Source organism: Flavobacterium sp. BFFFF1, from assembly GCF_002256285.1.
Classification (GTDB): Bacteria; Bacteroidota; Bacteroidia; order Flavobacteriales; family Flavobacteriaceae; genus Flavobacterium.
In genome coordinates this window covers 21,012-46,013 of the sequence record NZ_NKJE01000006.1, presented here as the reverse complement: position 1 = coordinate 46,013, position 25,002 = coordinate 21,012, and the positions used below count along the sequence as shown (strand labels likewise).

The following is a 25,002-nucleotide window of genomic DNA, read 5'->3' as shown; positions in this document are numbered from 1 at the left end:
TCAAAATAGGTAATTATGAAAGATAAAGTAATACTGATTGAGGTACTTTTCGATAAGATAGAGCAATTGGGTAAAACCAATATCGAACTCTACAAATTGAAAGCAATAGATAAAGTGACTGATGTTTTTGCATCCGTCACCTCAAGAATCATTATCGCAGCCAGTATTGCTTTATTTTTCTTTCTACTGACGATTGGCCTGTCGCTTTACATCGGTGATCTGTTGGGGAAATCCTATTACGGCTTTTTTGTGATGGCTGCATTTTATATTGTGGTCACACTAATTTTGGTTTTTGTCAGAAGAAAACACATTGAGCTTCGTTTAAATAATTACATCATCAACCAAATCTTTAAAGAAAAAAAACGCGATGCAACCAATTAAAGATGATCACTCGCTGGGATTGGCAATACAAGCATTGGAATTCCAAAGGCAAACGGAACTCACTGCGCTCAAACAGCATTTTGACTATACATTAGACAGCCTCAATCCGAAAAACATTATCCGGGAAAAAATTCAGGACATTGCCGGCGGTTCTACATTGAAAAGCAACCTGATAAAATATGGTATTGGGATTCTCGGCGGTTTCGTGGTTAAAAAAGCTGTAGTCGGCGGATCGCATAATTTCTTCAAAAAAATGCTTGGAACAGCAGCACAGGCCGCTTTTTCTGGACTGATCCTGAAAGCACCACTTTCTGAAAAGCGCAACTTACTGAAGTAACGGAAACATTCAATACACCTGTTAAACATGCTGTCTCTAAATCAGCAAAGTTTTCTTACATTGTTCTTCCAATTCATGCCGATGCTTCAAAAATCCATAACTTCCCTATTTTTCGTGCTGTTTTTTTGCTTCAGTGGATTTTCCCAGGTGAATCCTAAACCTGTAAAAAAAGATTCGGCAGCGATGTACCGCAAAATTGAAAAGTACTCGAAGCGAAGTAAGTTCATGAAAACCATGCACAAGTTCGTATTTGAACCCATAGAAAAGAAAAAATCCAATCCGATACGAAAACCAAAAAAACTGAAGTATAAGAGCTTTGAAGGAAAGATCGTACGAAAGATCGAAGTGCAGACATTGGATCCCTTCGGATACTCAATTAACGACGTCAACAGAAAACCAAAAAACTGGGCAGAAAGAACCGGAAACCGCATCCATATCAAATCCAGCCAGCTGGCCATCCGGAATTTGCTCTTAATAAAGAAAAACCGGCCCCTGGACACACTTCTTGTGCGGGAATCGGAACGTTTGGTGCGCTCCCAGCGCTACGTCAACAGTGTGATTATTGACGCAGAACCTACGAATAGCCCAGACTCTGTCGATGTCTATGTACGTGTGCTGGATTCATGGAGTCTAATCCCGCGCGGATCAATTTCCAGCAGCCGTACCTCGATTGAACTAGAGGAACGCAATTTCCTCGGATCAGGACACCAATTTGAGAACAAGTTTACGAATCGTATCGAAGATGGAAAAAATGCCTACCGGATGAAATATACAATTCCGAACATTTTGAACTCCTTTGTAAAAACGACCGTTATTTACCAAATTGACCTTGATGATTTCTACAGTAAAAGCGTAAATATTGAAAGGCCGTTCTATTCTCCCTATGCAAAATGGGCAGGGGGAATTTACCTCGATGAGCAGTTCCGGCAGGACTCCCTGCAGGACAAAGACATGAACTATTCGAAACAAAATCTTAAATATTTCTCACAGGATGCCTGGGGGGCACACGCGGTACGAATTTTTAACGGGAATACTGAGGATGAGCGGACTACAAACCTCATATTATCAGGTCGGGCCTTAAGGATTCAGTACTCGGAAAGCCCCGATGTAGCATATGATTCGATTAATTTTTTTACCGGTGAAAAGTTCTATATGGCTGGAATTGGTATTTCGTCCCGACAGTTCGTCGAAGATAGATATATATTCAATTACGGCATCGTGGAAGATGTTCCAGTTGGAAAAATCTATAGCATCACCGCGGGATACCAATATAAAAATGAGCAGGAGCGATTTTATGTCGGTGGTCGGGCTTCGTTCGGAAACTATTTCATATGGGGATATCTTGCCACAAATTTTGAATATGGCACGTTTTTCAGGGATGGGGCGCCGGAACAAACTGCATTTTCTTTCCAGGCAACTTATTTTACCAATCTTCTGGAGAGCGGAAAGTGGAAATTCAGGCAATTTATTAAGCCGCAACTGATATTGGGAACCAACAGACTGAATTCTATTGGCGACAGGCTTACGATTAATGAAAGTAGCGGCTTCCAGGGAAATTACGGAGCGGGTTTCCAAGGAAATAACAGCGCCGGGATTCGCGGGTTCAACAGTGCAATATACGGCACTAAAAAATTGGTTTTGGCGCTGCAAACGCAGGCTTATTCTCCGTGGAATCTTTGGGGTTTCCGACTCAATCCATATTTAAATTATACCGCAGCAGTTATTGGTAATGACCGTGCCGGAATAACAAAAAGTAAAGTATATTCCAGCATCGGCATCGGATTGATTATCAATAATGATTATTTGGTCTTCAGCTCTTTTCAGCTGTCCCTCGCCTACTACCCTACCATTCCGGGCGAAGGATCGAACCTGACTAAAACGAACACATTTGAAACAACTGATTTCGGACTACAGGATTTCGAGTTGGGAAAACCTAGAACAATCATCTACAAGTAGCTGCATTTAATCAATTTATGCGGCCTAATTCATCGGTACGTATAGCCCCGATGGTCCCGAAACGTCCGAAAGCATCTCCCGATCTAGAAAAACAAGGCGTTTTGCCGTAGTTTTTTGTTAATTGGGAAACAGACTACATCGCGATAAAGCCCCATCAAAAGCGCGTGTGAATTATAGAAGCATTCTTAGTAATTACGTAAGGATTTTCGCTTAAAAGAGTTCGTAATTTACCGATAACATTAGTTGAACCTAAACCCAGAAAAAATGAAAAAATCAATGTACTGCCTTGTTGTAATGTTGCTGTTGCTCACATTTGTTCCTGTAAATGCTTTTGCCGCCGAACCTGTAACCACCGCAATCACTGCCGATCCCAAGGCTGAGGTACCTGCAGAAGTAAAAGTAATGCTTGACCGATTGAACGAAATAAAGGCAATGGATAAATCCGATTTATCCCGTACTGAGAAAAGGGCGCTCCGCAAAGAAGTCCGTACCATCAAGGCTGACCTTAAAAAAGCCGGCGGAGGCGTTTATCTGTCAGTCGGGGCGATCATCATCATCATCCTGCTGCTTATCCTGCTGTTGTAATAGTTGCTAAATACTGGCTATTACATTTAAAATGCTAAATTATCCTTAATCCTAAACAAGACCATTATGAAACCCGTACAATTAATATTAGCATTTTTGATGCTGGGTATTGCTGCAAATGCACAGATCACTGTAAACATCAATAAAACCGAAGTTGCACCGGTTCCTGCTGCAAAACCAACAGTGGTCAGGTATTACTATTTACCCGATTATGCATCGTATTATGATGTCACTACGAGGAATTATATTTATAGCAGTAACGGTAATTGGATCTATGCGAAGAAAATGCCGGCACGTTATAAAAATTACTCTTTTGACAAATGCCGCAAAGTAAAAATCAAAAATTACCGTGGGTCCACGCCATATGTCTATTACACCAAACATGCCGCATTGTATCGTCCCGGTAAGCCCGTACATGCAGGACGTCCTGCCAAATTTCATACAACAGGACATCATGGACGCGGTAAGGGACATGCAAAAGACCATCACAGGCATTAGAAAATACTTTATGACGAAAAGCCCTGTTAAACGGGCTTTTTGTGTTAAACAAAATTCCGAAGCGAAGGGTTTAAGAATATTCGGTATATTTGAAACCGTCACAATCAAACCCCGAAAATGCAAAAAATCAGTTTATTCCTGCTGCTTATCGTTTTGTCTCCCCTTACGTTTTATTGCCAGCAACCTACAAAACCAAATGTTGCCGAAATATACAGCCAAATCCAAAAGCTGAATGTTCTGGGCACGGTCCTATACATCGCGGCACACCCCGATGATGAAAACACCCGACTTATTTCGTATTTCGCCAATGAAAAAAAGTACCATACGGGCTATTTATCATTGACGCGCGGCGATGGCGGTCAAAACCTTATCGGGCCGGAATTGCGGGAATTGTTGGGTACCATCAGGACACAGGAATTGCTTGAAGCAAGAAAAATCGATGGTGGTGAACAGTTTTTTTCCCGGGCGAATGATTTTGGTTATTCAAAAAATCCGGATGAAACACTGATCATCTGGGATAAGGAACAAGTGTTGAGCGATATTATCTGGCAGATCCGTGAATTCCAACCTGACGTAATTATAAACCGTTTTGACCACAGAACGCCGGGAACCACGCACGGACACCATACTGCTTCAGCCATGTTAAGCTTTGAAAGTTTTGAAAAAGCTGGAAATCCCGAAATATTCCCAGACCAGCTTAAGTTTGTCGGGACATGGCAGCCAAAGCGTTTGTTCTTTAACACATCGTGGTGGTTTTATGGAAGCAAAGAAAAGTTCGATGCCGCCGATAAAACGAACATGTTCAGCATCCAGAATGGTACTTATTTCCCGCTTCTTGGAAAATCAAATCAGGAAATTGCGGCGCTGAGCCGAAGCAGGCACCAATCTCAGGGTTTTGGCAGCACGGGCGCACGCGGTGAGGAAACGGAATACCTTGAGTTTATCAAAGGGGAAAAAACGGACGACAAAGCGGATATTTTCAAAGGGATCGACACTTCCTGGAACCGCGTTGCGGGCGGCGCAGCGATTGGCGTGTTACTGGGAGAGGTTCAGAAAGACTTTGACTTTAAAAATCCGTCTGCGAGCATCCCGAATCTCATCAAGGCCTATCAAATGATACAAGCATTAAATGAGAACCATTGGAAGCCTATAAAATCAGAGGAAATTAAAAAGATCATTGCGGCCTGCGCGGGCCTGTACCTTGAGTCGGTTACTGCCGTCCAGGAAGCGACCGCTGGTAGTAAGATCAAAGTCAAAATAGAGGCTACCAATCGCAGCAATACTGAAATGCAATTGGAATCAATTGATTTTCTAACGAATAAATTGACGGTAAAACAAAATAATTCGCTAAAAAACAACATTCCGTTCACGCTGGAATCTGAAATAGAAATTGGTGATCTTGCCTACACGCAGCCCTATTGGCTCAGTGAAAAAGGAACAACAGGCATGTACCGCGTCAATGAGCAACGCAACATCGGTAAACCAGATATTATCCGCGAATTGAAAGCCGTGTTTAACATTGTGATCAATGGCGTGACGATTCCATTCGAAAGGAATATCGTATACAAATACAATGACGATGTTAAAGGAGAGATTTTCAGGCCGTTCGACATAGTGCCTGAAGTATCGGTAGCTATATTGAATAAGGTAACCATTTTTAATACCAAAAAGTCAAAACCAGTTGAAGTACGGGTTAAGGCAGGAAGGGATAACGCAAACGGAACAATACAATTAGAGCTGCCCGATGGCTGGAAAGCGGTTCCTGAAAAATCGTCTTTTTCGCTTGCACTTAAAGGTGCTGAACAAAATTTCACATTTGAGGTGACGCCCCCGGGTAACGAAAATGAGGCTGTTGTAAAAGCCATCGCAACAGTAGGCGGTAAGCGTTTTGACAAAGAGCAAATCAACATTACGTATGACCATATTCCAAGGCAGCAGGTACTAAAGCCTGCAGAGGCGCGCCTGATACGTACCGATATTAGAACCGGAACCGAACGAATTGCCTATGTTATGGGCGTTGGGGACGAAATCCCAAAAAGCCTGGCCCAAATGGGATATGCTGTTACGATAATCAAACCGGATGATATCACCAAGGAAAACCTAATGCGTTTTGATGTGGTAATTACCGGAATCCGTGCTTATAATGTGGTTCAGGCACTGTCATTGAAACAGGATGTGCTGTTCGATTTTGTAAAAGAAGGCAAGACAATGATCGTACAGTACAACACCACCGACGATTTAGTGACAAGTAAAATCGCACCATTCCCAATCAAACTCTCCAGAGACCGCGTGACTGAAGAAAATGCCGAAGTGCGTTTCCTGAAACCTGAAGCGTCAGTTTTAAACAGGCCAAATAAAATAAGCGCCCGCGATTTTGAAGGCTGGAAACAGGAACAGGGATTATATTACCCTAATGAATGGGATAGCGCGTTTACACCGGTGATTTCTTCCAACGATAAAGGAGAAACGGCAAAAAACGGGGCGCTGCTTGTGGCCCATTATGGCAAAGGGCACTACATCTATACCGGGCTCAGCTTCTTCAGGGAATTGCCCGAGGGTGTGGCTGGTGCCTACAGGCTGATGGCAAATCTCATTTCCATAAAAAATTAACTCATGGAGGAAAACAAAAAGGGCTGGAAGAAAAATTATACGGCAGTGCTGGTTTTAAATTCAGTCTATGTCGTGGTTTTTTATTTACTAATGCGTTATTCTTCTTAAATGCAGCCGATTGATTGGATTGTATTGGTAGCCACGATTTGCTTTATCGTTTTCTACGGTGTCTGGAAAACGACGGGCAGTAAGAACGTAGAAGAATATATCCTCGGCAATCATGAAACACCCTGGTATACGGTCGGGATTTCCGTCATGGCAACGCAGGCGAGCGCCATTACCTTTTTATCTACTCCGGGCCAGGCCTATGAGGACGGCATGGGATTTGTCCAGTTTTATTTCGGTTTACCGCTGGCCATGGTCATTATCTGCTATACTTTCATCCCCATTTACCACAAGTTAAAAGTATATACCGCTTACGAATTCCTGGAGAAAAGATTTGATCAGAAAACCCGTTCGCTCGCTGCGATTCTGTTTTTGGTGCAAAGAGGACTCGGAACAGGGATTACGATATATGCACCCGCAATCATCCTTTCGACGATCCTTGGATGGGATTTAAATAAAATGATCATCGCTATTGGTGCCTTGGTCATCATATACACCTTTTCGGGTGGTACAAAAGCGGTCAACGTGACCCACAAACAACAAATGTTTATCATTCTTTGCGGCATGGGTGTGGCTTTTTATCTCATTTTACACTCACTCCCGGAAGATATTACTTTCGGTAAAGCACTGAAAATTGCCGGAGCAAGCGGAAAAATGAATATTCTTGACTTTACACTGGACACCAAAAGCCGTTATACTTTTTGGAGTGGTATTACGGGCGGACTTTTCCTGATGCTTTCTTATTTCGGGACTGATCAGTCACAGGTGCAGCGCTATCTGTCCGGAAAATCCATCCGTGAAAGCCAGTTGGGGTTAATCATGAACGGGATTTTAAAGGTGCCCATGCAATTTTTTATCCTGCTTACCGGCGTCATGGTGTTTGTATTTTTCCAGTTTGAGCCCATTCCACTAAATTTTAACCCCAATAGTAAAAATATTATTGCGCATTCAAGCTACGCCAACGATTACAAAATACTTGAAAAACAACTCGCTGCGATTGACAACGAAAAGCGAACGGCTGCACTACGCCTGGCAACTGATAGCGACAATAAGTCGTTGGCTGAAACGGTCAAAACCTTAACCTTACAGGAAAAGGAAGTCCGCGAGAAAGGAAAAGAATTAATCAGCAAAGCTTCCCAAAAAGATAAGACAAGTGACGCTGATTATGTGTTCATACACTTCATCGTCCATTACCTGCCCAGGGGCTTTATTGGGCTGCTGCTGGCGGTGATCCTATGTGCCGCCATGTCCTCAACCGCTTCGGGGCTAAACGCATTGGCATCGACCACAGTGATGGATATTTACCGACGAAACCTAAAAACAGAAAAACCGGAAATACATTTTGTCAATGCCGGTAAACTTTTTACTATCCTATGGGGCGTTGTCGCGATCGCATTTGCCTGCCTTGGAAGCCTTTTTACCAACCTGATTCAATTGGTAAATATTGTGGGATCAGTATTCTATGGAACGGTTCTCGGCATTTTTCTGGTTGGTTTTTACATTAAATATGTAAAATCAGCTGCCATTTTCTGGAGCGCAGTAATCAGCCAGTGCATTGTTTTTTACATCTATTATGAAGCCATTCACATCTATGCGCCAGGCAAAGAAAAACTTGGATATTTGTGGCTGAATTTCATCGGAGCGGCGCTGACAATCCTTTTTTCAATAATCATACAGTTGTTTTCAACAAAAAAACGCGACCCCATAAACGCATAAAAAAAGCCCTGAATTTCAGGGCTCTTATTTGATTATGAATTGGAATTATTTTTTACTCCACTCAGAAATACTGTCTCTATTCATTTTAACATAGTCCATGTTTTTTGCGGCTTCTGCGGAAGCCATTGAAAGCTTAGCCGTTTCAATCGCTCCTTTCTTATCTCCTAATTTAGCCTGGATAAGTGACTTTAATCTGTTGTACCAAAATGGTTTGTCATGATTTAACTCAAGTGCTTTATTAACATAGTCCAAAGCCACTTTCAAATCATCACCCGATTGGTAGTAATATTGTGCTGAAGAAAAATAGTCATCTGAAGTCGGTCCAGCCAAAGCCTTTTTAATACTCTCTGTCGCCGTCTTCCTCGTTGGCACTTCGAATTTCACAGGAACGATGGTTTTTTCCCACGACAATTCTAAAACGCCGAAGTTATTATCAAGATTATTTACGCCAATCGTAAAATTTTCTACCAGCCTGTTTAGCATTTCTGGTCTGGCATTCGCTTTTAAAGCTACTTTCGATTCATCCCAGGTGTCAGGGGTTCCCCAGTTATCAGTTGCCGTGTAAAAGATTACTTCCCAGTTGTCAGCTTTCGGTGTTGTATAGAGGGCATACTTTCCCTTTTTCAAAGTTTTACCGTCGATAACCACATCTTCGCTAAATGAAACTGTAGTGTTCGCATTGGCACCGGTCCTCCAAAGTTTTCCAAATGGAACCAAGTCGCCAAATATCGTTCTCCCTTTAATTCCGGGTCTTGAATAATCTACAGTTACATCGGTAAGGCCTACGACCTGTTCCAAATGGGCTTTAGGACTAGGCGCTGGGGTTTTAACCTGCGCATTCATCCCTAGCGTTACCAACGCCATAACTGCTGCAATAATCGATTTTTTCATATGTAAGGTTTTTATGTTTTGCCAAAATTAGTCATTCAGAAATCGTTTAAATGTTAATATTATATTAATTTCGGTTGAGTGTTGTTTATTAATACCTTCGAAACGTTAAACATTATATACCTTTACAAAAACAAAAAAAACAATGTACACCAAAAAAAGTATTCAGACTCTACCTATTTCTATTGACGAGGCTTGGGACTTTCTTTCAAATCCTGCCAATCTCGAAACCATTACCCCATCCTTTTTAGGGTTTGAAATTGTTTCAGGAGCCGACAAAAAAATGTACGCCGGACAAATCATTCAATATACTGTGAAGCCGCTGCTGGGTCTTAAAATGGAATGGGTTACTGAAATCTCCCATGTAAATGAAAAAACCTTTTTTGTTGACGAACAGCGTTTTGGTCCATATAAATTCTGGCACCACAAGCATTTTCTAAGGGAGATTCCGGGCGGCGTCGAAATGGAAGATATTGTGAATTACAAACTTCCTTTTGGCTTTTTGGGAAATTTGGTTCACCCGATTATCGTGAAACCAAAACTCGATCAGATTTTTGAACACCGGACCAAAAAACTAATTGAGCTTTTTGGAGAATTCAAAGGAAATAAAAACTGAACTGATTGATGGAAAAAGAGAAAATCAATATTTTCTGGTTCCGGAGGGACTTGAGGCTGGCTGACAATCATGGTTTACACGAGGCATTGAAGGATGCGCATAAAGTGTTACCGATTTTTATTTTTGACGAAAACATTCTTGAAGAACTTCCAAAAGATGATGCGCGGGTTACCTTTATCAGCGCGCTATTAACCCAGATCAATGCCGGCCTCAACAAAGAAAAAAAATCGCTCGCGGTTTTTTACGGAAAGCCTTCTTCAGTTTTTGAGATTTTGTCAGAAAACCACCAAATTGATACGGTGTATACCAATCATGACTACGAGCCTTATGCCCGTAAAAGGGACAAAGATGTTTTCCAGGTTTTCAAGAAAAATAGCATTTCGTTTAAAACCTACAAAGACCAGGTGATCTTTGAAAAAGGCGATGTTGTTAAAGACGATGGTACACCCTATGTGGTTTATACGCCCTACTCCAAAAAATGGCTTGAGCGTTACAAGGAACTTCCGATGCCGAACTACGGCTCAGAAAAGTTACTCGATAATATTATGCACCATTCCTATCCTTTTCTGGGTTTAGATGATATCGGATTCAAAAAATCAAAAATCACTGTTCCTGACTTTGACGTTTCTAAATCACTCCTACACGATTATGAAAGTACCCGCAATTTTCCAAGTCTTGACAAAACGTCTAAGTTAAGCCCTCATTTGCGTTTCGGGGCTGTCTCCATCAGAAGCATGGTACAAAAAGCCGAGGCTGAAGATAACAAGACATTTTTAAAGGAATTAATCTGGAGAGAGTTTTTTATGCAGATTTTATGGCATTTTCCGCACACTGTGAACAAAAGTTTCCGGCCAAAGTACGACGAAATCAAATGGAGTGACGACGAAGCCAAATTTAAAAAATGGTGTCAGGGAGAAACCGGTTATCCCATCGTTGATGCAGGCATGCGCGAACTCAATGAAACCGGCCACATGCACAATCGTGTAAGGATGGTTGTTGCAAGTTTTTTATGCAAGCACTTATTGATCGACTGGCGGTGGGGCGAGGCTTATTTCGCGGAAAAACTGCTTGATTATGAGCAGTCAAGCAATGTCGGCAATTGGCAATGGGCTGCCGGAAGTGGTGTGGATGCTGCACCGTACTTCAGGATATTCAATCCGGCCGAGCAATCTAAGAAATTTGACAAAGACGGCCGATATGTGAAAAAATGGGTTTCGGAAATCGGAACTGCACGTTACCCTGAACCCATTGTCGACCATAAGGAAGCGCGGGAGAAATGCCTTAAAGTTTATAAAGACGCGGTGGCCTAAGCGAGATTTCTGATCAATTCACAATTGAGCTCATCGAAGTGCGTAATAATCCTGTCTGCAAGGCCCAAATCCTGTAATTTAGAGTTGGGGCTTAAATACCCAACGCAGTAAATTCCGGCTGATTTGGCCGCTTTCACGCCATTCGTACTATCTTCAATCACAATACACTCCTCAATTGACGTACCGGAAAGCCTCGCTGCTTCGATAAAAATGGCGGGATGGGGTTTCGATTGCGGAAAGTCCTCACCGGACACAACGTGAGAAAAATACTTGTGCAATCCAAAACGGTTAAAAATCCGCTCAATCGTTACCTTAGCGGAAGAGGACGCCAATACCAATTGGACGCCACAGGCATGGAGATTTGCAATCAGGTTTTCTACACCGTCGAGTAGAAATAAATCCTGCTTTTGGTCAAAAGCATTATTGAACAATTCGCGCTTCCTGTTGATAAGCGCTCCTACATCGTGCGGAATGTCAAAATTTTCCTTTAGCTTTTCATAAGTGTTTTTCGTTGAAAATCCTGTGAATGAAGCATACATTTCGTCGGAAACGCTAATGTTGAGATCCTCAAAATGTTGGTTGTAGGCAAAATGGTGTACGGGTTCCGTATCAACAATTACGCCGTCCATATCGAATATGACTGTCTTTATCATGGTGTTAATTTGAACCCGAATTTACGAAGTTTTTTCATTGGATTACCATTCGCCAGCCCGGATGGAAGCGACATCCTTTTTCTTTCTTCTTTAGAAAGGAAAAGATACAGCGGACAGCCGGAATATGCTTCTGAATATAATAAATAGGTCCTTGGTTAAACTTTTTAAACTAACTTTAGTCAGAACACAAAAATTGAGCTTTGACGGAAGAAGAAGAGTTTATCAGGCGGCTGCTAGACCCAAAAACGCAAAATGCTGCGTTTGAGGTACTTTTACAGCAATACCAACGCCCTTTATATGCCCACATCCGGAGTATCGTGTTAAACCATGATGACGCTGATGATGTGTTGCAGAATACTTTCGTTAAGGTCTTTCGCCACCTGCAGAATTTCAAAGGCGAAAGCAAACTTTTTTCGTGGATGTACCGCATTGCTACAAACGAATCGATTACATTCATCAATAACAAAGCAAAAAAACACAGGCAAACCAGCGAGGAATTCCAACAGCGCCAAATCGAGCGCATCAAGGCTGACGATTATTTTGATGGCGATGAAATTCAGATAAAACTCCAAAAAGCGGTAGCATTACTTCCTGAAAAGCAACAACTTGTGTTTAAAATGAAATATTATCAGGATCTGAAATATGAAGAAATATCAGGAATTCTTGGTACCTCCGTCGGCGCATTAAAAGCCTCCTATTTCCATGCGGTGAAAAAGATTGAAGAATACATGAGTAAGGATTAAACCATTAAAAATTTAAAAAGTCAGAGCACCATGAAAAATTTCAAATTGGATGATTATCCCAAAATAGCTGACGGGTTTAAAGTGCCGGAGGGATATTTCGAGCAACTGCCCACGTCAGTGTTCGAGCGGATTAACCAGGCCGAAGTCAGCGTTATTCCGCTTTACAAACGCACTAAATTCCTCTGGACTGCGGCTGCTGCGCTCATTGTCGCAGCGTTGATGATTCCGTTTTTGAATCATACACCACAATCGGTACCGCCTGATCATGTTGCTATTGAAAACTATCTTGCCTATCAGTCAAATTTTTCCGAATATGAAATTGCCAGTCTCTTAGATGACAAAGATTTAGAAAACATGGATGCCGATATCAGGCTGGAAGACAAAACCATTGAAGAAGTACTGCTGTCTGATAATGACATCGAAAACCTAATAAACTAAACTATGAAAGCAACTAAAATCATCACGCTATTCCTTTGCCTGATTTGTACGACCGCTTTTGCCCAGGGCGCCAAAGACAAGATAAAAACACTGAAAGTCGCTTTTATTACCAAAGAGCTGGCGTTGACAACGGCGGAAGCTGAAAAATTCTGGCCGGTTTTTAATACCTACGAAGACAAACAATTTGAGATTAGGTTCAGGAAAATGCGGGATATTAAAAAAAGAATGGAAAAGCCCGGAATTGATAAACTAAGCGACAAAGAAGCGACTTTACTGTTAACACAACTCGAAGAGGCAGAGCAGGAGTTATCGGATAACCGTAAAAAGCTGATAGTAGCACTTAAATCGGTGATAAGTCCTGTCAAAATATTAAAACTTAAAAAAGCAGAAGACGATTTTAAAAGCAAACTACTTAAGCAATACCGCGAAAACGGAGATAAAGAATGAAATTTCGTTGATTTGGTAAAAAACGATAGCTTTGTATCTTAAAATGATACAATGATAAATCCTTCAACACCAGGTTGGATTGAAAAATTCTTTGCCGGGCAGCGCCCTTTGAAGCTGCCTGTAATAAATGATGATGTCTCATTTTACAAAGCGGTTCGTAACACCGGATTCATTTACGGTCATATTGTTTCCTTCGATACTCAAAAAGCAATTACAGCGAAAAATAAAACTCCTGAGGAGATTTCAAAAATTGCACTTTTAAGTATTTTATATAATGTTTTTGCAAGAATTACCGCCGAAACAAAACATGAGAAATTTATAGCTTCCGCAGTGGCATTTTACAAGGAAATGAGCCCTGAAGGTTTCAATCCGTTGAAGAAGGTTTTACCCGATAACAGCTTAACTGGTGAACTGGAAAAAATTCTTGGCGACCGGGTCCAGACGAATGACAATATTATCAGCAAGAGTTTCTCGCACATTCTTACCAACGCCTTGTTATTTGAAGATATACTGGCGTTCAGGCAATATCTGGTAAATGACGAAATTCCCCTCAATTATCTTAAGAAACTTGAAGAAACCATTGTTAGTGTTGTATCGTTGGCGTTAAACGCAAAACAGAACAAGTCAAATTATGATGATCTTTTGGTAAAACTTTTCGAATCTTCAGTACGGTATACTAAATTTTCAAAAGTTCAACTACAGAACCCTGAAACGCTTGAACTGGACTATTTCACTTATGCGCCGGAAAAGTGTTACATTATAGACATGGCGGGATTGGCGATGTGGAGCGATAGTATTATCGAAAATAGCGAGAAGCAGTTTCTTTTAAGTCTCGCTTCAATTATGAACGTCAGCCCTGAATTCGTGTCAGAAAGCATTCTTCAGACGGACCAATTCATCAAAAAAAATAAAGCGCAGATTCCGTATTTCAATTATTCAAATCCTGTCAAACACTTCTACGACCATACCACGCAGTATGTGATGATGTTAATTAGCCGCAATAAAAAAAGGCTTTTAAAAGAACTCTCAAACAATGGCGAACTGATGTTGCTGCTAAGCCATTCAACACACAGGTCGCTGGACGGAAAAGAAAAAAAGAAAGTCAAAAAACAATTGCTTGAGATTTGTAAAACCGTGCCATCACTAACTATTTTCCTATTGCCCGGCGGCAGCCTGCTGTTGCCGTTGCTTGTAAAATTCATTCCGAAAATGCTTCCCTCCGCTTTTAACGAAAATCTGGAAGAATAAAAAAAGCTGCCCGAAAGCAGCTTTTTTAAAGTTTTTAGAATTTCAATCGGTACACACTGTCGAGATCTTCTGTACCCGTGAGGTCTACATTAAGGTCTGTTACAAAACCTGAATTGAGTCCATAAGCCCATCCATGCAATGTCAGCTCCTGTCCTGCCCGCCACGCGGATTGCACGATAGACGTTTTGGCAAGGTCGAAAACCTGCTCTTTCACGTTGAGTTCGACGAATGCGTTAAAACGATCATCCTCATTGATAATCGAATCCAAATACACGTGGTGCAAACGATACACATCTTTAATATGCCGGATCCAATTGTCTATAATTCCTATAGATTGATTGCCCATGGCTGCTTTGATACCGCCACAGCCGTAGTGCCCGCAGACAATTACATGTTTTACTTTTAGTACATTCACCGCATAATCCAATACACTAAGCATATTCATATCGCTGTGAACGACCATGTTGGCTATGTTCCGATGCACGAACACTTCGCCAGGTTTCGCGCCTATGATTTCATTGGCAGGAACACGACTATCCGAACATCCAATCCACAATAAAGGCGGCGTTTGTCCTTTTGCCAAATCTTTAAAATAATTTGGGTCTTTTTCAAGTGTCGTTTCTACCCAGATTTTATTATTGTCTAATATCTTTTTATAAAAGTCTTCCATTGTTTTTTAGTTTTGATGACGCCTACGCAATTCCCGGTTAAAAATAACGAAATTGAAACTTAGAATACTGCGTTGTGAGTGTTAATTTAAAATTGTTTATCGGTTTTTGGTTGCTTATTTGCGCTATCCTTCTGTGCATCATCGTGGTGCACTATAGAGACGTGGTTTTGGATTTCTTCGCTATTTTCAAGCTTATACGCTTTCTTAAACCCTTTAAGTTTCACTTTAATGTTTTCATCTACGGCACGTGTCGCCTTAAATTCTCTGATTAAATCCAGTACGTCGTGTGCGATGTAGACAGTATCAGCGGCATTGATTACCACCTTGGAATTCTCAGGAATTTCACTAAGGGTGGACTTAATTGCTGCCTTATTAAGGAACGAAACCTCCTGGGCAAGGTCAATGTGGATCACATCGCCATCAGCGTATTCCTTTTTATGGAAACGATAAGCTCTCTGTAAATTTCCTTTTAAAACAAAAATAATGCTAATAGCGATCCCTAAAGCAACACCTTTCAATAAATCGGTAAAGACCACAAAAACCAGTGTAGCAATAAACGGCACGAACTGATACTTCCCTTTCTGCCAGAAGTGCACAACAATGGAAGGCTTTGCCAATTTATAGCCAACCAAAAGCAGTACTGCAGCTAAAGTAGCAAAAGGAATCCGATTTAGTAAAACCGGCATGGAAAGCACACAGACCAACAGCAGTACACCATGAATAATGGTTGACATTTTTGATTTTGCGCCAGCGTTGTTGTTCGCCGACGTCCGCACCACAACTGAAGTCATCGGAAGTCCTCCCAGAAAACCACTGATCAGGTTTCCGATTCCCTGCGCCTTCAATTCGGCGTTAGTATCCGTATACCTTTTCTGCACGTCCATTCGGTCCGCAGCTTCTATGCAAAGTAACGTCTCAATCGAAGCGACCACCGCGATTGTCGCGCCTGTAAGCCATACCTTATAATTACCAAGCGCATTGAAGTCGGGCGATACAATTATATTTTTAAAATCATCAAACGAATTGGGTACCGGCAGCTTCACCAAATGTTCTGCAGCTACTGCCAACGAGCTTCCGTTCGCAAGAAACATCTCATTTAAAATAACGCTGACTATTACTGCAACAAGCGCACCGGGGATTAATTTTACTTTTTTCAGAAAGGGTACTTTATCCCAGGCAATCAAAATGGAAAGTGAAATTGCTGTAATCAGGATGGCACCTAAGTGCAGGTGATTGAAAATCCCAAAAATCTCGGAGAAGGAATTTTTACCGTCAAACTGCAGGAATGCTTCATCTCCCTCGAAATCACCGTCGTAGCCCAATGCATGCGGAATCTGCTTCAATATGATGATGACACCGATTCCGGCGAGCATACCCTCAATGACGTTGGTCGGAATATAATTTGAAATACTGCCCGCCTTGATAAATCCAAGCAACAATTGGATAAATCCTGCAATGATTACTGCCGTCAAAAAGATGTCAAACGCTTTAAAATCCGTAATTGCAGTCAATACAATTGCTGTGAGCCCGGCAGCAGGGCCCGAAACGCTTAAATGTGACGTACTCATTGAACCCACAACGATCCCTCCAATAATGCCAGCGATAATTCCTGATAATGGAGGCGCCCCAGACGCAAGGGCTATGCCCAGGCAAAGCGGCAGCGCCACTAAAAATACCACCAAACCAGAGGCAAAATCGGATTTGAGATTCGCGAAAATATTTATTTTTTTTGTCATGATACCTTACTAAGTTTAATACAAAACGTTACATTCCCGCGACGCAGGAAAGTGAAACAACGAAAAACGAAAATTGTATTAAGCGTTCGGCGGAGGAGCGAAAATAGAAGGCGTCACCTTATTGTGACGGGACTGGTTTTCTGAAACGATCGGCCCTGAAGTTTTACATTCAAAGTTGAAAAAATCGAAATGAAAAACGTTAAACTCCGCCTTTATTTCCTTAATTTCTTTATGTAAAAGTTCTTCCTCAGACATGCCGTAAAAAATCGAAGTGTCTGAATTCTTCTCAATCAGGCTCACAATTGTAGGTGTGGCCAGAAAGGTCAGGAATACTACAATCATAATTTTCACAGCAAATTTCATTGTGCCAAATGTATTACTCAGGAAATTCCTGTAAAAGTTTTGGTAAGCGATTTAATTCAAATTTAACATTTTTTGCTTTCGTGCAAAAGCTTTCAAAGTTGAAAAATAAAAAAACAAAATAATTTAGTATAAGATAAATCGATAGTTTTTATATTTGCATCACAAATTACTATATATGACAATCACACAATTACAATATGTCCTCGCAGTGGCCGAGTATAAAAACTTTACGTTAGCAGCTGAAAAGTGTTTCGTTACGCAGCCTACGCTCAGTATGCAGATACAGAAAATTGAGGATGAGTTAAATATATTGATCTTTGACCGAAGTAAAAAGCCTATCCAGCTCACTGATATCGGTCAGAAAATTGTAAACCAGGCCAAAAACATTGTCAATGAGGCGGATCGGATTAAAGATATCGTCGAGCAGCAGAAAGGATTTATTGGGGGTGAATTCCGTTTGGGTATAATTCCCACTGTGATGCCCACGTTGTTGCCCATGTTCCTAAACAACTTCATTAAAAAATATCCTAAGGTAAAGTTAATCATTGAAGAGCTGAATACTGCTGAAATTGTTCACCGTCTCAAGAATGGCCATCTTGATGCCGCCATCGCTGCCACACCGCTGGAAGAAGAGCGGCTGAAGGAAATCGTCTTGTATTTCGAGCCGTTTGTGGCTTACCTGCCAGACAACCACGCGCTATCTCAAAAAAGCGAAATTGAGGTCAATGATCTCAACGTAGACGAGATGTTGATGCTTCAGGATGGGCACTGCTTCCGTGACGGCGTATTGAATCTGTGTAGGAGTAACGGTGGCGTCAGCAGCAATGGAAACTTCCGGCTTGAGAGTGGCAGTTTTGAAACCCTGGTGAAGCTCGCTGACGAAGGTTTGGGTACCACACTCCTGCCTTATCTGCATACACTTAACTTAAACGAAACCGATAAAAGGAAATTGCACCAATTCAAAGAGCCAAAGCCGGCGCGTGAAGTCAGTCTTGTGTTTCCGAAAACAGAGCTGAAAATACACATCATAGATGCCTTACGCAGTACCATTGCAGGTGTCATTAAGGGCGCAATCGTCTTCCAGAATGTGCAGATCGTAAGTCCACTAAGCAAAAAATAAACATAAAAAAAGGAGCCGTTTAAGCTCCTTTAGTTTTATGAATTTAGATAAATCTGGCAATGTTTCAGCTCTGGTTTTTCCTTTACAAACTGCAACAGCCATTCTGACAACTGCTCGATTTCGTAAGGCAGCAATACTTTCAACGCCTTCTGGACTTCTTTGCAAAAAAGGACAGGATCAAAACTGACTCTTTCCAGTATGCCTTTGGTATAGTTGAACATAGTTTTTTCCATAAATGAAATTGCTTCTTTTAGTTAAAAACCTATTGAATTAATGTTATCAAATTTAAAAAAATAAATATTACAAACCGATTTGCCCGTGTTAATTTTATTTTTTTAACGAATCAGTTGCTACGACCTATTTTTCGATGCCATACGCAAGCCATTACTGCTGTTTAAAGTTATTTTGGAAAATGGTGGCGCAAGGAAAATCCGTTTAAGGAAGTGTCACTTCAATATTTCCATAAATAGGATCTGCAGGCGTGTACGGCATAGGACCTGGGCCGCCTGGAGCATTAATTCCGGATGGCAATCCGCAAAAATCAATAATCATCTTATTGGTTGTATTGTTTTTATGGATGTAAACCGTTCCAGACAATGCTCTCCTGTAAACGCTTGCCACAAACAAACTAATATTGACATCCTCCCCTATTTCATATGATCCGGGGATCGTCGAATCAGCAGTCATCCCCGAACTACTCAAAAAAGTAATCGATCCATAATTCCAAAAATTCGAACCGTAAGGATCAAACGGGCCGCTAAAATATATCTGTGTTCCGCTGGGGCTTAAACCAGTAATCGGACAACCATTTATCGAATGCTGAGCCGCACATAAAACTGCAGCTTCAACGGAGCCTTCGTTTATACACGTTCCATTTGTGATGGTCACGGTATAGGCGCCCCACTTATCTACCGTAAAATTATCGACTATCGGATTTCTCAACTCGGAATCAAACCCCATCGGTCCTGTCCAATGATACGTGTATCCATTCAATTCCTGAACGTCCAACTGTAAAGTGCTTCCGACAACCACCGCTGAAGGGACTGGCTCCACACATAACGCATTGTTAGCGATAATAAAGCTACAAATGCAATTGTAAGTGTTTTTTTAGTTTTATATCATTCATCTTGCAGCAAATATATACTTTAAAAGAAATCATCACCAATCATGAACCCAGGTATTGTCGACTATGACACCGAAAAGCCTGTTTGAATTTAAAAAAACAAAAGCCTACAAAAAACTTTCCGGCTCCATCCGCAATGATTATATTTGCAACCGAATAAAATCTCTCTGATGAAAATATCTTACAACTGGTTAAAACAGTTCATCAAAATCGACTGGAAATCTGAAGAAACTGCTGCCCTGCTTACGGATCTGGGACTTGAAGTGGAAGCGGTCGAACCCTATCAATCCGTAAAAGGCGGGCTAGAAGGCATTGTTGTTGGGCATGTATTGACCTGTGTCCAGCATCCAAACGCAGACCGATTAAAAATTACGACTGTGGATCTGGGCAATGGTACCCCGGTACAGATTGTTTGTGGTGCAGCGAATGTAGCCGTCGGACAAAAAGTTCCCGTTGCTACAATCGGGACGACATTATACGATAAAGACGGGAATGCTTTTCAGATTAAGAAAGGAAAAATACGCGAACAGGAAAGCCACGGAATGATTTGCGCCGAAGATGAAATCGGGTTGGGAGAAAGTCATGAAGGCATTATGATATTGGACGCATCGCTGGTTGCAGGAACGCCCGTAGCAAAAGTATTCAACATAGAAAACGACGAGGTTTTTGAAATCGGACTGACGCCAAACCGCGCCGATGCGATGAGCCATATGGGAGTCGCCAGGGACTTGCGCGCCGGATTAATCCAAAAAAACATCAGTACCGAACTCAAGACACCGTCCATCAGCAATTTCAGGATTGACAAACGGACGTTGAAAATCGATGTCAAAGTTGAGAATGCGAAACTTGCTCCTCGGTATTGCGGCGTAACGATTTCGGGGGTTACTGTAAAGCCTTCACCAGAATGGCTGCAAAATCGCTTAAAATCCATAGGCTTGACCCCAAAAAATAACATTGTTGACGTGACCAATTATGTGCTTCATGAATTGGGACAACCGTTGCATGCGTTCGATGCAGCTAAAATAAATGGCAACAAGATTATTGTTAAAACACTTGAAGCAGGAACAAAGTTTGTAACGCTTGATGATGTTGAAAGGACTTTACACGAAGATGACCTGATGATCTGTGATGAAAAAGGACCGTTGTGTTTTGCAGGTGTTTTTGGCGGGAAGCATTCCGGTGTAAGTGAAAACACAAGCAATATCTTTTTGGAAAGTGCGTATTTCAATCCGGTCAGTGTGCGTAAGACTGCAAAGAGACAAGCCTTAAATACCGATGCTTCCTTCCGCTTTGAACGCGGGATTGATCCTACGATTACGGAATATGCCTTGAAAAGGGCTGCGATTTTAATCCAGGAAGTAGCAGGTGGCGAAATCACCTCTGACGTTATCGATGTGTATCCAAAGAAAATCGAAGATTTTCCGGTATTCCTGAATTTTGAGAAATCCGCTAAGATTATTGGGCAGGATTTGCCTAAGGAAACCATTAAAAAAATATTGGTTTCGCTCGACATCAAAGTAAACAGTGTCTCCGACGCAGGACTTGGTTTAATTATTCCTGCCTACCGCGTGGATGTACAGCGGGAAATTGACGTCATTGAAGAAATCCTGCGGGTATATGGATACAACAACATCAATTTTACCAAAAAACTGAATGCTACAGTTTCCAATTCACCGAGGACTGAAGACTATAAAATCCAGAATATCATTGCATCCCAATTGGTTTCACTTGGTTTTAATGAAATGATGGCCAATTCGCTAACCACACCGGATTATGCGTCGTTGTCAGCTACATTAAACGAGGATGAAAACGTAATTGTTCTGAATCCTTTAAGTAAAGACCTGTCCGCAATGAGGCAGTCTTTGCTGTTTTCCGGATTGGAAGCGGTGTCCTATAATATCAACAGGAGAAATGCTGATTTAAAGTTATTTGAATTCGGGAAAAGCTACCATAAGATTGGTGACGGTTTTGACGAACGGAAACACTTAACACTATTCGTAAGCGGAAATCGAAATTCCGAAAGCTGGACAGCGGCCTCACAAGTGTCTGATTTCTTCTATTTCAAGGGCTATGTGATGAGTGTCTTATCCCGACTTGGTATCAATAAGATCAATATCCAGCCCGCGTCATCCGATGTATTCGCTGAGGGCATCGCCATCGCCTCAGGTACCGATATTTTGGTCGAAATGGGCAGCGTGAAAAAATCGGTAGCAAAGCATTTTGACATTAAACAGGAAGTTCTTTTCGCTGATTTTAATTGGGAACTGGTGTTAAAGTCCATCAACAATAAGATACGCTATGCCGATATTCCAAAATATCCTGAGGTAAGACGTGACCTTGCCTTGTTGGTTGACGACACTGTGCAGTTCGATACCATTTATGATTTGGCAAGACAATCGGAAAAAGCGCTGCTCAAGGAAATCGATCTGTTTGACGTCTACACCGGGAAAAATCTGCCGGAGGGCAAGAAGTCCTACGCCATTAGCTTTACCATACAGGACAATTCAAAAACACTCACCGATACCCAGATTGACAAGATTATGGGGAAACTGCAGCAGAAATTCGAAGCTGAACTCGGTGCTGTTCTGAGGTAAGTCATTCTATTACAAATAAAAAATCCCGTTCTAGACGGGATTTTTTGTTTTTTATAAGATTTCTATTTGTGCATGACTACCGAGTCAACTACATGAATCACGCCGTTCGACTGGTATACGTCAGCAATTGTTACGGTAGACTTACCACCTTTTTCATCAGTAAGTACCAGTTTACTGCCGCTCATGGTAGCAGTCAGTTTGCCGCCCTGAACGGTCGTCAGTACCGCTTTACCGCCTCCGGCCTTGATTGCAGCAGCGATGGCTTTGCTGTCCATTTTACCGGCAACAACATGGTATGTAAGTACACCTTGCAGCATTGCCTTGTTTTCTGGTTTAAGCAATGTTTCCACAGTTCCTGCTGGCAATTTGTCAAACGCCGCATTCGTCGGTGCAAATACCGTAAATGGCCCTTTTCCCTGTAACGTCTCGACCAGGCCTGCTGCTTTTACAGCGGCTACGAGTGTAGTATGGTCTTTCGAATTCACCGCATTTTCTACGATATTCTTAGCCGGATACATCGCTGCACCGCCTACCATTGGATTTTTCTGTGCAAAAGACAGGGTTGTAAAAAACACTGCAGCCATTACCACCGCTGAAGACAAAAATTTTGAAGTTTTCATAAATTTAAAGTTATTTGTTAATACCCTAATCTACGCCGATGCATCGGTTTTGGTTTTACGGTATTCCCATTTTAACAGGAAATTAGTAAATGCAGGAAATGGATGCGGCAGGGGCTATTTTATAATGGTGGGGTATTGCTGAAGATTATTGCCCATTTACTGGTTGCGCCCTCCCAACGCTTGATTACTCCCTTGCACCGCCTGCTTGCTTCCTTACGCTGCCTGGTTACTCCACTGCACCGCCTGGTTACTCCACTACGCCGCTTGTTTGGTCCTTTCCACGAACGCAAAAGATGCTATCCCCTTGCAAAACGCGCGGGCATCGTAGTAAAAGATTGTAAATGGTATTCGCTGCCTTTTAACCCGAAGGAATTATTTCTTAATGAAGCCTGAAGATGAAGTACCTTTATCAGAATTGATCCTGATAAAGTAACTTCCCGAAGGCAGCGATTCAATTTGAATGCTTTCTGAGGGGTTTGTAGCAGTTAAAAGGACTTGCCCCAAAGTATTGTAGACTGAAAGTGAATTTATCGTTGTGTTGTCTTTTGATTTGACATTCAATACATCGGTCGCGGGATTGGGATATATAGTGAATAATTTGTCCACTTCCACTTCATCTGTTTTTAACACGCAAGCCGAGTCCACACTACAGTTGTTATATGCGTATGATGCAGCCAGGGTCTGTAATTCACTGACTTGGTTTGAATCTTCACATATCTGTAACAAATTTGGATTGCCGCTGAAATTTATAGGACTTTCCAGCCTTCCATTAATCAGGAGCATGGTCTCGAGATTATTGTTAGAGCAATCCATCGCAATCGGCCAATATGCGCTCGAAGCCGGAATTTCGATTGTCGTTAGGAAGTTATTTTGACAATACAGCGCGGAAAGACGAGGGTTCACCGTCAGGCTCGTTAGTTCATTATCATGACAAAACAAATATGATCCATCAAAATGAGTTGCATCAAGCGTTGTGAGGTTGTTGTGCGAGCAATTGAGCTGCACTATATGCATCCCTTCATCGATAATTAACGTAGTCAATTCATTGAAGCTACAATCAAGACTTCGGCCACTATACGAATATGAATTAGGCAATATCAGGGAAGTAAGGTTATTGTGACTACAATAGAGACCATAGAACCCACCACTGACGTCTAACGTTGTTAGGTTATTATACCTGCATTGGAGCGTTTCCAGATGAACACCGGTAAGGTTAAGTTGCGTAAGATTATTGTAATCGCAGCTAAAACTCATGTGGTTACCTGGTAACCCGAAAATTACAGAGCTTATTGCATTGTGGTCGCAGGCGACTGACGTCAAATGCGATAAACCTGAAAGATTTATAGTTGTAAGATTGTTGTAAGTACACTCAAGATGGTTTAAATTGCTTAAAGTAAGGACATCAAGTTCGGTAAGATTATTATTATTACAAACTACTGTGTCCAAACTGCCTAAATTATTCAGATTCATGGAAGTCAATAAATTTTCTGAACAATAAAGAATTCTGAGGACATGAAGTGTGCTTAAATCCAAAGTGGTAAGCGCATTATCGTTACAATACAATGTATCCATATTTATCAATCCTGTAATGGGATCCAGATCGGAAATACTGTTGTGGTTACAATCGAACCGCCTCAGGTTGGTAAAATATTGGAGACCGTCAATATTTGTAATATTTCTATTCGCTATCCTAAGATCATAAACCTGCAAAGCCTCTTCTACTTCAATTTCCCCATTTCCGTTTGTATCAACATTTATGGCGGTGGTGTATGTATCAAAAGCTGTACCAGTTGACAGAAGTGCGTTCTTTAAATTTAAATCCTGAAAACTAATTGTTTGTCCGTTGCTCGCGAGCGCTACAATTAAAGCAACTAAAAGATATGTTTTTTTCAAAATTGATTGTTATAAAATTAAGGTTTTAGTCGAAAACCAAGCGGCCTTCGGGAAGGCCAACTAAAAATTATTTTTTTACGAATCTCGCATTTGCAATTCCTTTATTCGAAGTAATTTTGATGAAATAATTTCCCGAAAGCAATTCAGAAACATCGATTGTTTGTTGCGGATTGGTGACGGTAATAATCAATTGCCCTAAAGTATTATAAACTGAAAGCGACGTGATGGATGTATTTTCTTTTGACTTGACATGCAATACATCGGTCGCGGGATTGGGATATATAGTGAATAATTTGTACACTTCCACTTCATCTGTTTTCAACACGCAAGCCGAGTCCACACTACAGTTGTT

Annotated in this window: 25 protein-coding genes; 15 read left to right on the top strand and 10 right to left on the bottom strand. The window is 41.4% G+C overall.

Features of this window, described 5'->3' with window-relative positions:
* Nucleotides 1-15: 15 nt before the first annotated feature.
* The 7 genes from CFE23_RS05340 to CFE23_RS05310 all read left to right on the top strand — a co-directional run bounded on the left by CFE23_RS05340 (nt 16) and on the right by CFE23_RS05310 (nt 8,188).
* On the top strand, nt 16-381 hold the full coding sequence (locus CFE23_RS05340) for a hypothetical protein (protein ID WP_291085160.1): 366 nt from the start codon (nt 16-18) through the stop codon (nt 379-381).
* On the top strand, nt 368-718 hold the full coding sequence (locus CFE23_RS05335) for a hypothetical protein (protein WP_291085157.1): 351 nt from the start codon (nt 368-370) through the stop codon (nt 716-718). Before CFE23_RS05340 ends, CFE23_RS05335 begins: the two co-directional genes overlap by 14 nt.
* Before the next feature lie 27 nt (nt 719-745).
* On the top strand, nt 746-2,674 hold the full coding sequence (locus tag CFE23_RS05330) for a hypothetical protein (RefSeq protein ID WP_291085154.1): 1,929 nt from the start codon (nt 746-748) through the stop codon (nt 2,672-2,674).
* 264 nt (nt 2,675-2,938) lie between these two features.
* The gene (locus CFE23_RS05325) at nt 2,939-3,259 is read left to right on the top strand and encodes a hypothetical protein (protein WP_291085152.1); all 321 of its coding nucleotides are present in this window, start codon (nt 2,939-2,941) and stop codon (nt 3,257-3,259) included.
* Between the two features lie 66 nt (nt 3,260-3,325).
* On the top strand, nt 3,326-3,757 hold the full coding sequence (locus CFE23_RS05320) for a hypothetical protein (RefSeq protein WP_291085149.1): 432 nt from the start codon (nt 3,326-3,328) through the stop codon (nt 3,755-3,757).
* 117 nt (nt 3,758-3,874) lie between these two features.
* Complete coding sequence (locus tag CFE23_RS05315) at nt 3,875-6,367, top strand: PIG-L family deacetylase (protein WP_291085146.1); 2,493 nt, start codon at nt 3,875-3,877, stop codon at nt 6,365-6,367.
* Nucleotides 6,368-6,475: 108 nt separating this feature from the next.
* Nucleotides 6,476-8,188: a sodium:solute symporter gene (locus CFE23_RS05310; RefSeq protein WP_291085143.1), complete on the top strand. Its 1,713-nt coding sequence runs from the start codon at nt 6,476-6,478 to the stop codon at nt 8,186-8,188.
* Between the two features lie 45 nt (nt 8,189-8,233).
* On the opposite strand, the gene CFE23_RS05305 is transcribed toward CFE23_RS05310, so the two are convergent.
* Nucleotides 8,234-9,079 (bottom strand): DUF2911 domain-containing protein, encoded by an 846-nt coding sequence (locus CFE23_RS05305; RefSeq protein WP_291085140.1) that lies wholly within the window; start codon nt 9,077-9,079, stop codon nt 8,234-8,236.
* 142 nt (nt 9,080-9,221) lie between these two features.
* Between CFE23_RS05305 and CFE23_RS05300 the strand changes: the two genes are divergently transcribed.
* Together CFE23_RS05300 and CFE23_RS05295 are read left to right on the top strand one after the other, a co-directional pair.
* Nucleotides 9,222-9,692, top strand: a complete 471-nt coding sequence (locus CFE23_RS05300; RefSeq protein WP_291085137.1) for an SRPBCC family protein — start codon at nt 9,222-9,224, stop codon at nt 9,690-9,692.
* 8 nt (nt 9,693-9,700) lie between these two features.
* The gene (locus CFE23_RS05295) at nt 9,701-11,002 is read left to right on the top strand and encodes a deoxyribodipyrimidine photo-lyase (protein WP_291085134.1); all 1,302 of its coding nucleotides are present in this window, start codon (nt 9,701-9,703) and stop codon (nt 11,000-11,002) included.
* Here CFE23_RS05295 and CFE23_RS05290 read toward each other — a convergent pair.
* Nucleotides 10,999-11,655: an HAD family hydrolase gene (locus CFE23_RS05290; protein WP_291085131.1), complete on the bottom strand. Its 657-nt coding sequence runs from the start codon at nt 11,653-11,655 to the stop codon at nt 10,999-11,001. The genes CFE23_RS05295 and CFE23_RS05290 overlap by 4 nt on opposite strands.
* A gap of 200 nt (nt 11,656-11,855) precedes the next feature.
* On the opposite strand from CFE23_RS05290, the gene CFE23_RS05285 reads away from it, so the two are divergent.
* The 4 genes from CFE23_RS05285 to CFE23_RS05270 are packed head-to-tail and all read left to right on the top strand — an operon-like array spanning nt 11,856 to nt 14,531.
* Nucleotides 11,856-12,398, top strand: a complete 543-nt coding sequence (locus CFE23_RS05285; protein ID WP_291085128.1) for a sigma-70 family RNA polymerase sigma factor — start codon at nt 11,856-11,858, stop codon at nt 12,396-12,398.
* 30 nt (nt 12,399-12,428) lie between these two features.
* A complete protein-coding gene (locus CFE23_RS05280; protein ID WP_291085125.1) occupies nt 12,429-12,836 on the top strand; it encodes a hypothetical protein in 408 nt (135 codons plus the stop codon).
* 3 nt (nt 12,837-12,839) lie between these two features.
* The gene (locus CFE23_RS05275) at nt 12,840-13,283 is read left to right on the top strand and encodes a sensor of ECF-type sigma factor (protein WP_291085122.1); all 444 of its coding nucleotides are present in this window, start codon (nt 12,840-12,842) and stop codon (nt 13,281-13,283) included.
* A 51-nt stretch (nt 13,284-13,334) separates the two neighbouring features.
* Nucleotides 13,335-14,531, top strand: a complete 1,197-nt coding sequence (locus CFE23_RS05270; RefSeq protein ID WP_291085119.1) for an LETM1-related biofilm-associated protein — start codon at nt 13,335-13,337, stop codon at nt 14,529-14,531.
* Nucleotides 14,532-14,565: 34 nt separating this feature from the next.
* Here CFE23_RS05270 and can read toward each other — a convergent pair whose 3' ends face one another.
* The 3 genes from can to CFE23_RS05255 form a co-directional block, all read right to left on the bottom strand.
* The gene (gene can / locus CFE23_RS05265) at nt 14,566-15,201 is read right to left on the bottom strand and encodes a carbonate dehydratase (RefSeq protein WP_291085116.1); all 636 of its coding nucleotides are present in this window, start codon (nt 15,199-15,201) and stop codon (nt 14,566-14,568) included.
* 86 nt (nt 15,202-15,287) lie between these two features.
* Entirely contained in the window at nt 15,288-16,937 is a 1,650-nt protein-coding gene (locus CFE23_RS05260) for a SulP family inorganic anion transporter (RefSeq protein ID WP_291085113.1), read from the bottom strand.
* A 78-nt stretch (nt 16,938-17,015) separates the two neighbouring features.
* Entirely contained in the window at nt 17,016-17,279 is a 264-nt protein-coding gene (locus CFE23_RS05255) for a hypothetical protein (RefSeq protein ID WP_291085110.1), read from the bottom strand.
* A gap of 196 nt (nt 17,280-17,475) precedes the next feature.
* Here CFE23_RS05255 and CFE23_RS05250 point away from each other — a divergent pair, with 196 nt between their 5' ends.
* Entirely contained in the window at nt 17,476-18,420 is a 945-nt protein-coding gene (locus CFE23_RS05250; protein WP_291085107.1) for a LysR substrate-binding domain-containing protein, read from the top strand.
* A 35-nt stretch (nt 18,421-18,455) separates the two neighbouring features.
* On the opposite strand, the gene CFE23_RS05245 is transcribed toward CFE23_RS05250, so the two are convergent.
* The gene (locus CFE23_RS05245) at nt 18,456-18,653 is read right to left on the bottom strand and encodes a hypothetical protein (protein WP_291085104.1); all 198 of its coding nucleotides are present in this window, start codon (nt 18,651-18,653) and stop codon (nt 18,456-18,458) included.
* A gap of 202 nt (nt 18,654-18,855) precedes the next feature.
* Nucleotides 18,856-19,473 carry a hypothetical protein gene (locus tag CFE23_RS05240; RefSeq protein WP_291085101.1) on the bottom strand — a complete coding sequence of 206 codons (618 nt, stop codon included), beginning with the start codon at nt 19,471-19,473 and terminating at the stop codon, nt 18,856-18,858.
* A gap of 240 nt (nt 19,474-19,713) precedes the next feature.
* Between CFE23_RS05240 and pheT the strand changes: the two genes are divergently transcribed.
* Entirely contained in the window at nt 19,714-22,137 is a 2,424-nt protein-coding gene (gene pheT, locus CFE23_RS05235; protein ID WP_291085098.1) for a phenylalanine--tRNA ligase subunit beta, read from the top strand.
* Between the two features lie 62 nt (nt 22,138-22,199).
* Here pheT and CFE23_RS05230 read toward each other — a convergent pair whose 3' ends face one another.
* The 3 genes from CFE23_RS05230 to CFE23_RS05220 all read right to left on the bottom strand — a co-directional run.
* Nucleotides 22,200-22,757 (bottom strand): fasciclin domain-containing protein, encoded by a 558-nt coding sequence (locus tag CFE23_RS05230; protein WP_291085095.1) that lies wholly within the window; start codon nt 22,755-22,757, stop codon nt 22,200-22,202.
* Nucleotides 22,758-23,129: 372 nt separating this feature from the next.
* Nucleotides 23,130-24,650: a T9SS type A sorting domain-containing protein gene (locus CFE23_RS05225; RefSeq protein WP_291085091.1), complete on the bottom strand. Its 1,521-nt coding sequence runs from the start codon at nt 24,648-24,650 to the stop codon at nt 23,130-23,132.
* 67 nt (nt 24,651-24,717) lie between these two features.
* Nucleotides 24,718-25,002: T9SS type A sorting domain-containing protein (locus CFE23_RS05220; protein ID WP_291085088.1), on the bottom strand; the 285-nt coding region annotated here is incomplete at its 5' end.

What these genes read in the sequence shown, in the direction of transcription:
- CFE23_RS05340 (WP_291085160.1), top strand. Translation starts at nt 16, where the DNA reads ATGAAAGATAAAGTAATACTGATTGAGGTACTTTTCGATAAGATAGAG.
- CFE23_RS05335 (WP_291085157.1), top strand. Translation starts at nt 368, where the DNA reads ATGCAACCAATTAAAGATGATCACTCGCTGGGATTGGCAATACAAGCA.
- CFE23_RS05330 (WP_291085154.1), top strand. Translation starts at nt 746, where the DNA reads ATGCTGTCTCTAAATCAGCAAAGTTTTCTTACATTGTTCTTCCAATTC.
- CFE23_RS05325 (WP_291085152.1), top strand. Translation starts at nt 2,939, where the DNA reads ATGAAAAAATCAATGTACTGCCTTGTTGTAATGTTGCTGTTGCTCACA.
- CFE23_RS05320 (WP_291085149.1), top strand. Translation starts at nt 3,326, where the DNA reads ATGAAACCCGTACAATTAATATTAGCATTTTTGATGCTGGGTATTGCT.
- CFE23_RS05315 (WP_291085146.1), top strand. Translation starts at nt 3,875, where the DNA reads ATGCAAAAAATCAGTTTATTCCTGCTGCTTATCGTTTTGTCTCCCCTT.
- CFE23_RS05310 (WP_291085143.1), top strand. Translation starts at nt 6,476, where the DNA reads ATGCAGCCGATTGATTGGATTGTATTGGTAGCCACGATTTGCTTTATC.
- CFE23_RS05305 (WP_291085140.1), bottom strand. Translation starts at nt 9,079, where the DNA reads ATGAAAAAATCGATTATTGCAGCAGTTATGGCGTTGGTAACGCTAGGG.
- CFE23_RS05300 (WP_291085137.1), top strand. Translation starts at nt 9,222, where the DNA reads ATGTACACCAAAAAAAGTATTCAGACTCTACCTATTTCTATTGACGAG.
- CFE23_RS05295 (WP_291085134.1), top strand. Translation starts at nt 9,701, where the DNA reads ATGGAAAAAGAGAAAATCAATATTTTCTGGTTCCGGAGGGACTTGAGG.
- CFE23_RS05290 (WP_291085131.1), bottom strand. Translation starts at nt 11,655, where the DNA reads ATGATAAAGACAGTCATATTCGATATGGACGGCGTAATTGTTGATACG.
- CFE23_RS05280 (WP_291085125.1), top strand. Translation starts at nt 12,429, where the DNA reads ATGAAAAATTTCAAATTGGATGATTATCCCAAAATAGCTGACGGGTTT.
- CFE23_RS05275 (WP_291085122.1), top strand. Translation starts at nt 12,840, where the DNA reads ATGAAAGCAACTAAAATCATCACGCTATTCCTTTGCCTGATTTGTACG.
- CFE23_RS05270 (WP_291085119.1), top strand. Translation starts at nt 13,335, where the DNA reads ATGATAAATCCTTCAACACCAGGTTGGATTGAAAAATTCTTTGCCGGG.
- can (WP_291085116.1), bottom strand. Translation starts at nt 15,201, where the DNA reads ATGGAAGACTTTTATAAAAAGATATTAGACAATAATAAAATCTGGGTA.
- CFE23_RS05260 (WP_291085113.1), bottom strand. Translation starts at nt 16,937, where the DNA reads ATGACAAAAAAAATAAATATTTTCGCGAATCTCAAATCCGATTTTGCC.
- CFE23_RS05255 (WP_291085110.1), bottom strand. Translation starts at nt 17,279, where the DNA reads ATGATTGTAGTATTCCTGACCTTTCTGGCCACACCTACAATTGTGAGC.
- CFE23_RS05250 (WP_291085107.1), top strand. Translation starts at nt 17,476, where the DNA reads ATGACAATCACACAATTACAATATGTCCTCGCAGTGGCCGAGTATAAA.
- CFE23_RS05245 (WP_291085104.1), bottom strand. Translation starts at nt 18,653, where the DNA reads ATGGAAAAAACTATGTTCAACTATACCAAAGGCATACTGGAAAGAGTC.
- pheT (WP_291085098.1), top strand. Translation starts at nt 19,714, where the DNA reads ATGAAAATATCTTACAACTGGTTAAAACAGTTCATCAAAATCGACTGG.
- CFE23_RS05230 (WP_291085095.1), bottom strand. Translation starts at nt 22,757, where the DNA reads ATGAAAACTTCAAAATTTTTGTCTTCAGCGGTGGTAATGGCTGCAGTG.